This window comes from Pseudomonas sp. UC 17F4 (assembly GCF_900101695.1).
Lineage (GTDB): Bacteria > Pseudomonadota > Gammaproteobacteria > Pseudomonadales > Pseudomonadaceae > Aquipseudomonas.
The window spans coordinates 3,268,812-3,283,011 of record NZ_FNKV01000001.1; the positions used below are offsets into that span (position 1 = coordinate 3,268,812).

Consider the following 14,200-nt stretch of genomic DNA (forward strand, 5'->3'; position numbering starts at 1 on the left):
TGACTTTTCCAACACCAGGAAGTCAGCATGAACGACCACGACGATGCCTCGATCGACAGCTTTATCGCCCAGCGCCTGCCAGGCTGGTTACGGGATGCGCCGTTGGCCGCGGTGCAAGCCTTGCAGCAGAGCATGGGCGATAGTCAGCGCGCCCAGGTGCCGATGCAGGCATTGCTGGACTCGCTGCAGTCTCCTGAAGATTTTGCCGCGCCACTGTTGAGCGCAGCGCTGAGTGCGCGCTTTGCCCAGCGGGTAAATGTGCACACCTGGCGCTTGCGCCTGGTGCGGCGCATTATCGACGGCCTGCCGCAAGCGTCACTGCCGCCGGTTTTTCGCGTGCAGACCCGCTACCAGAGCCCGTTGCATGCCGCGCTGCACAACTTTGCCGCTGAAGAAGCCGTCGAAGGCAGTCATGATCAACAGACCGCGATCATCGACGAGCACGGCACGGTCCAGCCGCTGTCGGTGGCGGCTTTCGCCCGCCTGTGCCGGGAGCTGGATGTGGGCGGCAAGTACCAGGCCCACATCAAATCGTTTTTCAGCCCGGCCGCCGAGGGCGCCCGGCAGGTCAACAAGACCCTCGAACAGAGCTGGCGCAGTGGTCTGGCCGTGGCGCTCAATCAGGCCTGGATCAAGGGCGATCTCGATGACGCCAGCCACCAATGCCTGTTGCGCACCCTGGCGTTCAGGCCGCTGGTGCCCAATGCCACCCTGAGCAGCTTTGCCCATCACCTCAACCTGCTGGGTAAGCGCCTGGTCGGCGTGGTGGCTTTCGAGTTGCGCGAGCAGTTGTTCGAACCCAACGGTTACTCCGATGTGCTGAGCGTGGTGTTGTACATACCCGATGACCCGCTCAAGCCGCTCAAGCAATACACCTCGTGGGACGCGGCCTATTCGGCGCTCGCTGCACGCTTTGCTCAGGCCGGCTATGCACGCTTCTTTCAACGCTTTGTCAGTGAGCGTGATCGCGGTGCCTTCTTGACGACCCTGAGGCGGCTGCTCACGCAAGGCTCAACGGGCTCGGCGATCGAGCTTGATGGTCGTCACTTTGCCTTTGCCGGGCCACTGCTGGCCACGCTGTCTGCTGCGCGCATCGCCAAAATCGAGGATGACGCCCGGGTACTGGCAGTGCCCACCGATGATGAAGACCGCACAGAGCGCAGCCAGCGCCTGCAGGAGTACCAGGAGATTGGCCTGACCCTGGCCAACCTGGCAGGCTTTTTTGTCCCCGGGCTCGGGGAAGTGATGCTCGGGGTTGCCGTCGCGCAGCTGCTGGGCGAGGTTTATCACGGCTATGAAGACTGGCAGCAGGGCGACCGTGAAGGCGCCATGAACCACTTGCTCGGGGTGGCGGAAAACCTGGCGGCCAACGCCTTGCTGCTGGCGGGCGGCAAGGTGCTGGTCAAGGCGCTGCAGCGGTCGGGTTTTGTCGATGGCCTGGTGCCGGTCGAACTGGCTGACCAGCGTCAGCGCCTGTGGAACCCCGACCTGCAGACGTACCGGGACAATGCCTTCGCCCATCGCTTTGAGACGGTCGGCGCCACGGGCTGGCGGCCAGCCTGGGACAGCCCGCAGCACTGGCAGGGCAGTGAGGCAATGCTCAAGCGCTTCGGCGGGCAATGGCAGCAGGCCTCGGACGCGCAACTGCAGCGCGTGCTGGCAATCACCGGCACCCAGCAAGCACAGATCAGGCAGTGGCAGGTGCACGGTGAAGCGCCACCGGCGACGTTGGTCGATGCCCTTGAGCGAGTTCGGCTCGATCATCAGCTTGCTTCAACGCTCAGTAGCCTGAGCGTGGGTAACGTCGGCCAGCCGGCGCCTGTGCTGCTGCGGGCGTTGACCGCCCTGGAAGGCTGGCCTGAACAGGTGCTGGTGACCCTGGGCGAGGAGCGCTTCGGCCAGGCAACGCAGACGTTGCCGCGCACCATCGAATTGAGCCCTGTGCCTTCGGCCAGTGGCGACTGGCTGGACCAGGTTCTGCTGGCGCTGGAGGAGACCGACAAGCTGGCGTTGCTGACAAGCCCGGGCGAGGGCCTGAGCGAGCGCCAGCAACTGCTCGCGCGCTTGTCCAGGCACCTTGAACAGCGCCGTGCCGAGGCCTTCGACTTCCTCTATGCCCATTCGCGCCAGGAGCCGAGCGCCGGGGCGCAGATCCTCCAGCGCAACTTTCCCGGGCTACCGCTGGTGGTCGCTGAAGAGATCTGCAGCCACGCCCGGGCCGATCACCTGCAGAGCCTGCTGGACACCTCGAAAGTGCCCTTGGCGATGCTGGAAGAGGCTCGCCTGCTGATGCGCGAAGTACGCATCAACCGCGCCCTGGAAGCTGTCCACCTGCAGAGCCCGGGCCGGGCCAGCAGCGCTACGCTGGCGGCCCTGAGCGGTGCGCGACGCGAGGAGGTGGCTGGCATTATCGGCCTGAGCGAGCCGGGGCAGTGGTTTCACCCGCCGCAGCGCCTGGCCGACGGGCGCATTGGTTACCCCTTGAGCGGGCGTGGGGTGGGCGGGCGGCAGGCAGTCAATCGCGCCGTGCGTGAGTTGTACCCCACGTTCAGCGACGCCGAGGTTGGCGAGTTCCTCACCGAGTTGCGGGTGTCTGGCCGCGAGTTGTGGAGCGGCTTGCAGGCGCTGCATCAGGAACTGGCAACCCTCAACGAAACCCTCTACAGCTGGCAAGCGGCCGACCCGATCCGCGGCGCTGCCCGCGAACGGGTCGCCGCGCGCTTGCGTCGCTGCTGGCGCCGGCAGACGGCGCGGGTGCGCAATCGCGGCGCCGACTATCGCCTGCTGCTCGAGCACGAGCCGATAGGTGCATTGCCGCAGCTTCCCGAGAGCATCAGCTTCGCTCATGTGGCGGAGATTACCCTCAATGACTTGCAGATCACCGATTTGCCGCCAGGCTTTCTCCAGCGCTTTAGCGCATTGCGCTGGCTTGATGTGGTGCACGGTGATCTCGCCCGAGTGCCTGAAGGCATTGACGGGTTGAATCATCTGACCTGGCTGAACCTCAGTCACAACCGGATTGCCTGGACCCCGGCCGACAATCAACTGCTGGCATCGCTGGGCCGCCTGGAGGTGCTCGACCTGGATCACAATCCGCTGGCGTCCCCGCCGGATGTGACCGCGCTGTCGCGCTTGCGCTTGTTGCGCCTGCGCAGTACCGCCATCACCACGGTCCCGGCCGGCTTGCTCAGCCGCCCGGCGCTGGAGAGCGCCGACCTGCGCGAGAACCCCATCGTGGTGTTGCAGGAGGGCTTGTTCAACGCCCCGCGGCGCATCCTCGAACGCATCAACTTCCACGACAACCCGCTCAACGCCGAGAGCCGTGAACGCTTGCTGGCGTTCGAACGCGCCGGGTTGCTGCCGGCGGTCGCCGGCTTCAGTCACGCGCGCTTCGACAACCTGCAGGAGGAGTGGCTGTCTGGGTCGCAAGATGAGGTACGCGTGCAGCGCGCCGAGCAATGGCGGGTACTGCAGGGCGAGGAAGGCTCGGCTGACCTGTTTCGCCTGCTCGGTGACCTGCGTGAGACGGCTGACTTCAGGCGTCGGCGCCAGGACCTCACGCGCCGTGTCTGGGAGGTGCTTGAGGGCTGTTATGACGATACCCGCTTGCGCAGAGCACTGTTCGCCCTGGCCCGCGCGCCGCGAAGCTGCTCGGACAGCGTCGCCCTGAACTTCAGCGCCCTGGAGGTGCGCGCCCATGAACTCACCGCGACCCGTGGCCTTAGCGGAACCAGTCGCCAGCAACCGTTGCTGAACCTGGCCCGTTCGCTGTTTCGCCTGGATGAAGTGGACCGCCTGAGCGCCGAGGAAATCCAGCTGCGCCGCGCAATGGGCATGGCCCCGGACGAAATCGAAGTCCTGCTGGCTTTTCGCACCGGGCTTGCCGACGAGCTGGAGCTGGTCGGGCAGCCGCGGAACATGGCCTACCGCTTTGTCGCCGGCGTCGATCGGCATGCCTTGAACACCATGCGCGACCAGGTCCGCATGGCCGAGCGCACGCCACGCCTGGCGGCATCGGTGGCGGCCCGGGGATTCTGGGTCAGGTTTATCGAGGCGCATCAGCAGGCGGCGTTCGATGCGCTCGACCAGGCGTTCTTCCAGCAACTGGAATCGCTGCAGGCGATGCAGGCCGAGCTCACCGACCAGCAGTACCTGCAGCGCAGCAATGGCATCGGTGCCGCCCGGGAAGCGGCGCGTGGCGAACTGGTCCTGCAGTTGACCACCCTTGCCCTTGGGCTCCACCCCGCGGCCAGCGCCGGCGTCATGAGCGAGGAGGGGCTATGAACATGCCAGGCCCGCAGGCGCAGGTGCCAGTGAACGACAGCCAGGTCCACGACTACCTGCCTCAATGGTTGCTGCAGGCGCCGGCCGGGCGCCTGCTGGCCCTGAGCCGCGCAATGCAGTTGAGCCAGCAGCAACGTACCCGGGTCGCTGGCGTACTGTCGAACATTCAACCACTCGACGGTTTCGCCCGCACCTTGCTGCGGCAACAATTGCGCAGGCAAACCGGCGCGGACCTTGACGTCGAGCACAACCAGCTGGTCCACACCCGGCACCTGAGCCGGACCTCGACCTTGCTGTCGCTGCCGCGCCAGGGTTCAACCGCCGTGGTCTCCAGCCACAGCCTGTTACAAGCGGCGCTACAGAACTTCAGCGCGGCCGAGGCGGCCAGTGGCGGGCTTGCGGGCAAGGCCCGGCTGCAGTTCGCGCGACCGCTGGCAACTTCGGCGCAATTGACCCCCGAATCCTTCGCCGGCTTGTGCCGCACACTCGACCTGGGTGGCCGCTACCAGCTGCATCTGGATCAGGTGCTGACGGACGAGTTCACGCAAATGCTGCGGCGCAGCCACTACCACGACCTGGAAGTCGCCGCGTTGCTCGCGGTACTCAGTGGCGCGCTCGATGAGTACGGCTTCACGGCACTCCTGCAGCATATTCATGCAGATTTTCTGCAGCCGGGCGATGACCCGGTCATCCGCCCCCTGCAGGTGCGTTTGGGTGGGGTGAGGCTCAATGGCATGGTGGTCTTCGAGCTACTGCCGGAGTCGGCCTTCGATACATCGCCGGGCGTGGTGCGCCTTGGCCAACTGAACTGGCTATTGTACATCCCCGGTGACCCCCAACGTCCGTTGGTTCAGTTCAGTGCCCGGGAGGATATGCTGGGTGAGCTGGGGGGGCGCTTGAAATCGCCCGGCTACGCGCGCTGGTTCACGCGCTTCGTGCCCCAGGCCGAGCAACTGGCATTTGCCGCGAGCCTGGGTGAACAACGCCAGCGCGCTGCGCCGGGCGCGCCGCTGGCAATAAGCATGGGCTTGTCGGCCTTCGCCGGGCCGTTGTTCAGTACCCTTGCCAGCCAACAGTTGGCGAAGATCCGCAACGATGCGCGCACCCTGGCCGTGCCTACCGATGACGAAGATGAAAAACAGCGGGTGGAACGCCTGCATGCCTACGAGAACGCCGGCCTGTTGTTTCTCAATGTTGCCGGTTTGTTTGTGCCGGTACTGGGTGCGGCAGTGCTCGGCGTGGCTGCTGCGCAATTGGCCTCGCAGTTGTTCGAAGGCTTTGAGGACTGGCTTCAGGGCGACAGCGACAAGGCGCTCGAACACCTGACCGACGTGGTCGAGAACCTGGCGTTGCTTGCGGTCGCCGGCGCCGGCGTGCACCTGGTGAGTAAAGCCCTGCGCCACGCAGCCTTCATCGAGGCGCTGGTACCGGTCAGTAACCGGCAAGGCCAGGCGCGTTTGTGGAAGCCCGACCTGGCGGGTTACCAGGCCCGGATCGAACCGGGTACGGCTGATGTCCAAGGGTTCATTGGCGGCGACCCGGGCCCTTATCTCACCCTGGACGACCGGGTTTACGCAGTGCAGCACGACAGCGCGCTGGGGCAATGGCGCATCGTCCATCCCGAGGGGGGCGAACGCTATTCGCCGCTCCTGCAGGGTAACGCTCGGGGAGGGTGGCGCCATGGCGGGGAGAACCCGCTGCAGTGGCAAGACACGCGGTTCATGCTCAAGCGCCTGCTACCTGAGCTGGCAACGTTGGCGGAGCCTGCGCAAGAACAGATTCTGACCATAAGCGGCCTTGATGGCGGGCAGTTACGCCGCTTGCACCTGGACAACCTGGCGGCTCCGGGCCTGCTGCGCGACTGCCTGTTGCGCTGGCGTCTGGATCAGGACATCGAGCGTTTTATCGAACAGCTTGCGGCTGGGGCACCGCTGAACACCACAGAGGCGCAGATGCGTGACTACCTGGTGTCACGCCTGCCCGCTGACACTACCGGCAGCCCTGCGCCCGGGGTGCTGGCCCGGCACGCAAGCATGCTGCGCCAGGCGCTGTTCAGCCATTGCTATGGCCTGCGTACGCGCCTGGCGGGCATTGCCGAGTCCGTGGTCCAGGTGGATTTTCCCGAGCTGCCCAGCAGCCTCGTCGGTGATCTGCTCGAGGCGGCCAGTGACGTTGAGCTAGGACGCCTGGTGGAGCAATGGCGGGTCCCTCTGGCGATGGCCAACCGCATACGGGCGCCGTTGCACGATGTACGGATCAGCCGCGCCGTCGAAGGGCTGTACCTGCAATCGGTGCGCAGCCGCGACAGCGACAGGTTGATCCTGGCCCTGCTTGGGCAACTGCCCGGCTGGCCGCAGGCGTTGGCTATCGAGGTGTTCGAAGGCAGCCTGTCAGGGCCCAGACTCGTCCCGGCCGCGGCAGCGACCGGCAGCCGTCGCGTACAGATTGTCAGGCTGGAGTCGGGATACCAGCTGTATCGCCAGGCTGGGGAGCACGCGGGCGAGTTTTACCTTGATCTGTTCAGTGCCTTGAGCAACGCGCTGTCTGCCTCGGAACAGGCGGCGCTGGACACGCCGCTGCGCAGCCGCCTTGGCGAGCTGTTGCACCTGCACCGCGGCAAGGTTGGGCAGTGGCTGCAACCGACGCCCAGGCAACGCCCCTGGTTCAACCCGCCACAGCGCTTGGCCGATGGGCGTATCGGCTATCCCTTGAGTGGTCGCGGCCTGTTCGGTGGGCGCCGCGCGGCCCAGGTGCGGGATATCCGCCAGCTGTACCCGGGGCTCTCGGATACCGACGCCGATGCCTTTGTCGACGCACTGCAGCGCAATGGTGTCGACGTCGCGGCGCGCATCACAGCCTATCAGCGTGAATACCAGTTGCTCGACGGCACCTTGCGGGCCTGGAGCCAGTCAGTAGCCGCCGATGAAGCGGGCCAGGCCCTGCGCCGCAGCCGTCAGCAGGCGGCGCTGCTGATCCGCCGTGCCTGGCGCAAGCTGTCGCCCAAACGTTGGTCCAACCACAGCGTCATCGGTTACAGCCTGAGCCTTGAAGGGCTGTACACCGGCGACTTGCCTGGCTGGCCGGCCGAGGTCAATTTTGACCATGTGGTCGATCTACAGTTGCACAACATGGGCCTGGGCGACGCCTCGGCGGCTTTCCTGCTGCCCTTCAAGCGCTTGCGCGAGCTGAATCTGGGCAACAACGCCCTGACCCGTTTGCCCGACGCCCTGAGTGCTATGCCGGCGCTGACGCGCTTGTTGGCGCCGGGTAATCACATCGAACTCGACCAGCAGGCGGCCCGGCAACTGGCCGGGCTGTCGCAACTGCGCATCCTCAACCTCAATGACAATCCTGTGGGGCCCTTGCTGGACCTTGAACGTTTGTCGCGCCTGGAGGAGGTGCAACTGCGCAACACCGGGCTGCAAGCCTGGCCGCACGGGCTGTTGAACCGCTATCACGGCTACCGCCTGGACCTGCGCAACAACCAGATCGACAGCCTGCCGCAAGCGGTGCTCGACGCCCCGGGCTGGATCAACCGCGGGTTGGCGCTGCATGACAACCCGCTGTCGCAGGCAACCTTTGAACAGCTTGAGCAGTACCAGCAGCGCACCGGTATTCGCCTGGCCAGCCGCCGTAGTCATCAGTCGCCGGTGAGCAAGGCGCGGCGCCTGTGGCTGCAAGCGGCGCCGGCCGGCGACAGCGCCCAGGCGCTGACTACCTGGCAGGCATTGGCCGACGAGCCGCAGGCGACAGGTTTGTTCCAGCTGCTGGCCGACCTCAGCGCGACTGCCGAGTTTCAGCGCACGCCTGCTGACCTGGGGGGCCGAGTATGGGCTTTGCTCGATGCCGCCAGCAAAGCGCCCGAACTGCGCGAGTCGCTGTTCGAGCTTGCGGCCTCACCAATCACCTGCGGTGACAGCGTCACCCTCAATTTTGCCACCCTGGAAATCCGCGCGTCGGTGTACATCGCCTCGCACCTGGCGACCGATCAGCCTCTGGCACAGCGGCTATTGAGCCTGGGTCGGCGGCTGTTTCGCCAGGAGCAACTGGACCTGCTGGTTGCCGAGCAGGCGCAGGCGCCAACAAACGCGGCGGCAGTTGTCGATGTCGTCGAGCTGAACCTGGCCTACCGCATTGCCCTGGGCGAGGCGCTGGACTTGCCGAGCAAGCCACAGAGCATGTTGTTCCCGGCCCTGGCGCCGCTGGATGAGGGCGAGATCGCCAGCGCCCGCCAGCGCATCGAGGGCCTTGAACAGACGCAGGCGTTGCAGCGCTTCATCGGTAGCCGGGACTTCTGGCTCGACTACCTCAAGGAGCAACACAAGGCGCAGTTCGAAGCCCTTGACCTGCCTTATCGCAACCAGCTTGAGGCGATCATGGACAGCCAGGGCGAGCTGCGCGATGACGATTATCTTCAGCGCATGCGGGCATTGGCCAGTGCCCGCGAGCAAGCCGAAGCGAACCTGGCGTTGCGCTTGACCGAGGAGGCGTGGGCCGCCTTCGTGGCCCAGGCGGCCGAACCGTGAAGGTGCCTCAGAACAGCTGCTGGCGCCTGTCCAGTTGCTGATCGACCAGCCACTTGCCGTGGGCCAGCGCCGCATGCTGGGCGTTTTCCAGGTCGGCCAGGTAGGCCATCTTCACCGGCAATGACAAGCGCCGGCTGGTGTGGCCTTCGGGATCGGTGATCAGGCAGCCGGCGTTATAGGGCGTGGGGATGCCGGGGTGGGTTTCGACGCTGGCGGTGATGGTGTGGTTGCGATGCTCGCATTGAAGGGTTCTCATCGTCCTTACCTCGCTGCTGTGGTATCGAAAGCGCCTCAGTCAGGGTGCTTTTTCGGGTATACCACAGCAGCGGCGCGGTTGGATCCGGGCCGACGAACGTCAGCTTCAGCGAAACGCCGGCAGCAATCCGTTGATGGGGCGTGATCCTCGGAAGCTAGACCGTAATACGTGATTTGCAGGTGTAATAGTTGGCTGCGAGCGCTGCGCGCTCGATCGCCGGCAAGCCCGGCTCCCACAGCTCTGGCGCACACCGTGGGAACCGGCGAGAAGGATCAGAACTCGGTCGGCTGGATGATCTCGACCCAGTAGTCATCCGGGTCCTTGATAAATGCCAGGTGCTTCATGCGGCCGTCGCTCAGGCGCTTCTGGAAGGTGACGCCCAGTTGCTCGAAACGCTCGCAGGCAGCACGGATGTCCGGCACCGAGATGCAGATATGACCGAAGCCACGCGGGTCGGTGTTGCCGTTGTGGTAGGCAAACCCGGCGTCGTTTTCGGTGCCGTGGTTGTGGGTCAGCTCGAGAATGCCCGGGATCGATTTCATCCACTCGGTGCGCTGGGCAGCATCGGCCGGGATCTGCGCCTTGTCGACCAGGGCGAGGAAGTACAGGCTGAACTCGGCCTCGGGGAAGTCGCGCTTCTCGACCAGGCTGAAGCCCAGCACGCGGGTGTAGAAGTCCAGGGACTTGGCAACGTCCTTGACCCGCAGCATGGTGTGGTTGAAAACGAATTTGTGGGTCGCGGCATCCGGTTGCGCGGTGACACCAGGGAGGGTGTCGAGATGGTTCAGGCTCATGGGCTCTCCGCATTTGAGGCTGGCAACAGCGCTGCCAGCAAAACAGTCAGGGCGTCATGATACGGAACTGAAGCGATTGCGCAAACGATTTGCGCCCCGCCTTTGTGGGGCGGGGCGCAAGAATTAGAAGCCCGCCGAAGCGGGCGTATGGGGCGCTAGTCCGTTAGCAGTCTTCATCCTGAGCCAGTCGATGTGAAAAAAGTGTGAAGGGTTTTTTCACCTGCGCAACCAGCTGTCGACAGTCTTGGCCCCGTACTGCTCCTTCCAGGCCTTGAGGCCGCGGTGGTTGCCACCCTTGGTTTCGATCAACTCGCCGGTGTGCGGGTTTTCATAAACCTTTACCACCCGCGCACGGCGTTGTTTCGGTGCACTGGGCGGGGCTTTGTGGGTAGCCTTCGGGTCGAGGATCGCGACAATATCGCGCAGGCCCTTGTCGTAGTGTTTCATCAGGTCGACAAGTTTCTTCTCGAACTCGATTTCACGCTTCAGGCCGGCGTCCTTTTTCAGCGCCTCCAATTGCGCCATTTGTTCCTGAAGGGCCTTTTCGGCGGCGCGGAACTCTGCAAGTCTGGACACTGTCATCACTCCTTTAAGTCTGCAGTGGCCCGGCATGCGTGTAGATAGCAACATTCTGTATAACGCAGCCGCCACCGGGTTGGGCACAACATCGCACTAATAAAGAGTGTAGTAGTCGTCGCGCAGTGGGTAAACATTAAACTTTTATATTGTGTGTTATGGAACTTTCTTAATTGCCACCGGACCTTGACCAAAGAACTAGTCAATATTCCGCCAGCGGCCTTAGACCATGGTCCAATGGCCCGGAATAGAGCGGTTGCGAGATCATGATCGGTCACCGTCGACTGCCATCGACGCTGGGAGCATTGTCGGCGCCGGGATCGGCGCCGGTTGTTTTTTGCCTTTCTTTCGGATTTCGCTTCTCATGTTTGCCCCATACCCTCTCGCGCCCGGGCGCAGCCTTGTCGGCCTGCTCGCGATGTTTGCTGCTGTCTCGACACAGGCCGCTGGTTTTCTTCAAGACAGCAGCGCCAAAGTCGAAGCACGCAACGTCTACTTCAATCGTGACTTTCGCGATGGTCATACCAGTTCCGACCAGGGCGCGTCGAAACGCGAAGAGTGGGCCCAGGGCTTTATTCTCAATGTGCAGTCTGGTTATACCGAAGGCACTGTAGGATTTGGTGTAGATGCCATCGGCATGCTCGGCTTCAAACTCGACTCCAGTCCGGCCGATAGCAACAGTGGTCTGTTGCCCTCCAGCGGACATGATCCGCGTGGTTCGGTAGACCAGTACGCGAAGATGGGCGTAGCCGGCAAGATGCGTTATTCGCAGACTGTGCTCAAGGTCGGTTCGATGATGCCGGACATGCCGCTGCTCAAGTACAACGACGGCCGCCTGTTGCCGACGATGTTCCAGGGCGCGATGCTGAGTTCCGAAGAATTCAAGGACCTGAAGTTCACCGTGGCGCGCCTGGACAAGTACACCGCGCGGGACTCGACCGACCGCGAGGACATTCGCGTTCACTGCAAGAACAAGCGCTACGCCTGTGGTACCACGGCCGATCATTTCGACATGGCCGGGATCGACTACAAGTTCAATGACCGCCTCAGTGCGCAATACCAGGTAGGCAAACTTGAAAACATCTACCGCCAGCACTTTTTCGGCCTGGTGGCCAGCCAGCCGCTGAGCGTCGGCAGCCTGTCGGCCGACCTGCGCCTGATAAAAAGCGATGACATTGGCCGTGCCCGCGCCGGTGACATCGATCACCGCGCCTTCAGCGGTATGCTCGGCTACAGCCTTGGTGGTCACAAGGTCAGCGCCGGCTGGCAGCGCATGTATGGCGAGAACGCCATGCCGTACCTGGATGGCAGCAACCCGTACCTGGTCAACTACGCCCAGGTCAACGACTTCGCGGCGGCCCAGGAGCGTTCCTGGCAGCTGCGCTACGACTACGACTTCAAGGCCATGGGTGTACCGGGCCTGAGCTTCTTTACCCGCTACATCAACGGCGACCATATCAAGGTTCCGGGCAGCCTGGCCGAGGGCAAGGAGTGGGAGCGCGACAGCGAACTCAAGTACCAGGTCCAGAGCGGCACCTTCAAGGATGTCAGCGTGCGCCTGCGTAACTCCACCTACCGCAGCAACTATGAGAAGTATGCCCGCGACATGGACGAAACCCGGGTGATCGTCAGCTACAACTTCTCGATTTTCTAAAGCGCAGTACGTTGCCATTGTGCTTCGGCCAGCCGACTATGAAGGCTGGCCGAATCATGGAAGCGACGTGCAATGAAACAACTGCTGTTGATCGGTATCGGGCCGGGCAATCCGCGCCAGATTACCTTGCAAGCCATCGACGGGCTGAACCGGGCCCAGGTGTTCTTCGTGCTCGACAAGGGTGCGGTCAAGGACGAATTGCTGCAACTGCGCAAGAACATTCTCGAGTGTTACATTGATAAGCCCGGCTATCGCCTGGTGCAGGTCGAAGACCCCCTGCGCGATGGCGCTGCCAGCGATTACGTTGGCGCCGTCGAGGACTGGCACCAGCAGCGTGCGGCGTTGTACGCCAACCTGATCGAAAACGAACTGGCTGACGGCGAATGCGGCGCTTTCCTGCTCTGGGGCGAGCCGACCCTGTACGACAGCACCCTGCGTATTCTCGACCTGGTCCAGGCCCGTGGCGTGGCCCTGTCGCTTGAGGTGATCCCCGGCATCAGCAGCGTCCAGGCCCTGGCCGCCGCTCACCGTATTCCCTTGAACCGTATCGGCGAGCCGCTGACCGTGCTGCCTGGCCGGCGCCTGGCTGAACAGCCGTGCATCGACAACCTGGTGGTGATGCTCGACGGCCAGTGCGCCTTTGCCGCGCTGGACGATCCGCAGTTGCATATCTACTGGGGCGCTTACCTGGGTAGCGCCGATCAGGTCCTGATCGCCGGGCCGCTACTGGAGGTCAAGGCGCAGATCCTCGCCGCCCGTGAACAGGCACGGGCGCGCAAGGGCTGGATCATGGACACTTATCTGCTGCGTCGGCCGCTGTAGCCAGGCGGTTCTTGGCCTCGATCCACTGCGACATGTACTGGGTACTTTTGTGCTGGTGGTGACGGAGCATGGCGCCGGTGAAGTTGAACAGCCGGTGCTGGTCGAGGTCGGCCAGGGCGTACTCGATACGCTCGACCAGGGCGCTGGCGTGCTGGCGCCGGTCGTAGCGTGCGCCGAGCAAGCGCAGCGCGTCCTGCTGGGCGCGGTTCCAGCGTGCTTCATCGCTGTACAGGGCGGCGGCGGCTTCGGCCAGGCCTTCGGCGGTTTCGGCGATTGCCCCGGGCCAGGGCAGGGCGCCGTGCATGGCTTCGGCGCCGATGGGAGTGGTGACGCTGGGGGTACCGCACTGCATGGCGTCGGTGAGCTTGCCCTTGATCCCGGCGCCAAAGCGCAGCGGCGCCAGGCAAATGCGCGCGTTGCTCATCACCTCCAGGGCGTCTTCAGCCCAGTTCATGATGTGAAAACCCTCGGCGGGTTTGTGCAGCGCCGTGGCCTTGGGCGGGGTGTAGGCGCCGTAGATGTGCAGCTGCGCCTGTGGCAGGCGCCGGCGGATCATCGGCCACAGGCTGTTCTTCATCCACAGCACCGCGTCCCAGTTAGGCGCATGGCGAAAGTTGCCGATGCTGAGAAAATGCGCGCGCTCGGCAAATGGCTTGAACGGCTCGCTGGGGGCGTCGAGCATCAGCGGGCACCAGTGCAGCAAGTGCTCGGGCACGCCGAAGCCGTTGATCAGCAGGTCGATCTCGACATCGGAAATCATCAGGCTCAGGTCGCTGCGGTAAATGGCGGCGAGTTCGCGCAGGGTCAGGTCGGCGCTGGCCATCTGCCGATAGAGGTCGGGGCCGGAGGTGTTGAACAGCGCGCGAAAGTCATTCGGGTCCAGCCCTTCGATCAGGCGCCGGCGCAGCAGTTGCTGGCGGGCATCGCGCAGGCTTTGCAGGTCGGAGGTTTCCAGCACGCGCAGGGCGTTGGGGCAATGTTTTTCGACGCGCCAGCCGAACTGCTCTTCCATCATGAAGCGGTCGAACAGCACCACGTCCGGGGCCAGTTCGCTGACAAACGCGTCGAAGCTGCTGTCGTTGAGGGCAATGGCCTGTTCGCCGATGCCCAGGCTCGCCAGGTCGGCCTTGTGCTCGCCAATGGCTGCGGGGCTGCTGAAGGTGACGCGCCAACCGCGCTGCACGAAGCTTTCAAGGATCTGCATCATGTGCGAGCCGGCGGCCGAAGAGCGCGGTTCGGGCCACACGTAACCGATGACCAGGACGTTGAGGGCAGGGGCGGGCATGGG

8 protein-coding genes are annotated in these 14,200 nt (G+C 64.0%); 4 read left to right on the top strand and 4 right to left on the bottom strand.

Annotated elements, in window-relative coordinates; genetic code table 11:
• Positions 1-27: 27 nt before the first annotated feature.
• Together BLR26_RS15055 and BLR26_RS15060 are read left to right on the top strand one after the other, a co-directional pair.
• Entirely contained in the window at positions 28-4,284 is a 4,257-nt protein-coding gene (locus tag BLR26_RS15055; RefSeq protein WP_093381891.1) for an NEL-type E3 ubiquitin ligase domain-containing protein, read from the top strand.
• Positions 4,281-8,810 carry an NEL-type E3 ubiquitin ligase domain-containing protein gene (locus tag BLR26_RS15060; protein WP_093381897.1) on the top strand — a complete coding sequence of 1,510 codons (4,530 nt, stop codon included), beginning with the start codon at positions 4,281-4,283 and terminating at the stop codon, positions 8,808-8,810. The genes BLR26_RS15055 and BLR26_RS15060 overlap by 4 nt, the downstream gene beginning before the upstream one ends.
• A gap of 7 nt (positions 8,811-8,817) precedes the next feature.
• Here BLR26_RS15060 and BLR26_RS15065 read toward each other — a convergent pair whose 3' ends face one another.
• The 3 genes from BLR26_RS15065 to BLR26_RS15075 all read right to left on the bottom strand — a co-directional run bounded on the left by BLR26_RS15065 (position 8,818) and on the right by BLR26_RS15075 (position 10,436).
• Positions 8,818-9,066 carry a hypothetical protein gene (locus BLR26_RS15065; RefSeq protein ID WP_093381898.1) on the bottom strand — a complete coding sequence of 83 codons (249 nt, stop codon included), beginning with the start codon at positions 9,064-9,066 and terminating at the stop codon, positions 8,818-8,820.
• A gap of 272 nt (positions 9,067-9,338) precedes the next feature.
• Positions 9,339-9,860, bottom strand: coding sequence for a lactoylglutathione lyase (gene gloA / locus BLR26_RS15070; protein WP_093381899.1), 522 nt, complete (start codon positions 9,858-9,860; stop codon positions 9,339-9,341).
• Between the two features lie 216 nt (positions 9,861-10,076).
• Entirely contained in the window at positions 10,077-10,436 is a 360-nt protein-coding gene (locus BLR26_RS15075; RefSeq protein WP_093381900.1) for a histone-like nucleoid-structuring protein, MvaT/MvaU family, read from the bottom strand.
• A 364-nt stretch (positions 10,437-10,800) separates the two neighbouring features.
• Here BLR26_RS15075 and BLR26_RS15080 point away from each other — a divergent pair, with 364 nt between their 5' ends.
• Positions 10,801-12,090 (top strand): OprD family porin, encoded by a 1,290-nt coding sequence (locus BLR26_RS15080; RefSeq protein ID WP_093381901.1) that lies wholly within the window; start codon positions 10,801-10,803, stop codon positions 12,088-12,090.
• Positions 12,091-12,162: 72 nt separating this feature from the next.
• On the top strand, positions 12,163-12,912 hold the full coding sequence (cobF, locus tag BLR26_RS15085; protein WP_093381903.1) for a precorrin-6A synthase (deacetylating): 750 nt from the start codon (positions 12,163-12,165) through the stop codon (positions 12,910-12,912).
• Here cobF and BLR26_RS15090 read toward each other — a convergent pair.
• On the bottom strand, positions 12,878-14,197 hold the full coding sequence (locus tag BLR26_RS15090) for a glycosyltransferase (protein WP_082075442.1): 1,320 nt from the start codon (positions 14,195-14,197) through the stop codon (positions 12,878-12,880). The genes cobF and BLR26_RS15090 overlap by 35 nt on opposite strands.
• Positions 14,198-14,200 lie beyond the last annotated feature (3 nt).

Excerpts from the sequence above, each read along its gene's own strand:
- BLR26_RS15055 (WP_093381891.1), top strand. The coding sequence starts at position 28 with ATGAACGACCACGACGATGCCTCGATCGACAGCTTTATCGCCCAGCGC.
- gloA (WP_093381899.1), bottom strand. The coding sequence starts at position 9,860 with ATGAGCCTGAACCATCTCGACACCCTCCCTGGTGTCACCGCGCAACCG.
- BLR26_RS15090 (WP_082075442.1), bottom strand. The coding sequence starts at position 14,197 with ATGCCCGCCCCTGCCCTCAACGTCCTGGTCATCGGTTACGTGTGGCCC.
- BLR26_RS15065 (WP_093381898.1), bottom strand. The coding sequence starts at position 9,066 with ATGAGAACCCTTCAATGCGAGCATCGCAACCACACCATCACCGCCAGC.
- cobF (WP_093381903.1), top strand. The coding sequence starts at position 12,163 with ATGAAACAACTGCTGTTGATCGGTATCGGGCCGGGCAATCCGCGCCAG.
- BLR26_RS15060 (WP_093381897.1), top strand. The coding sequence starts at position 4,281 with ATGAACATGCCAGGCCCGCAGGCGCAGGTGCCAGTGAACGACAGCCAG.
- BLR26_RS15080 (WP_093381901.1), top strand. The coding sequence starts at position 10,801 with ATGTTTGCCCCATACCCTCTCGCGCCCGGGCGCAGCCTTGTCGGCCTG.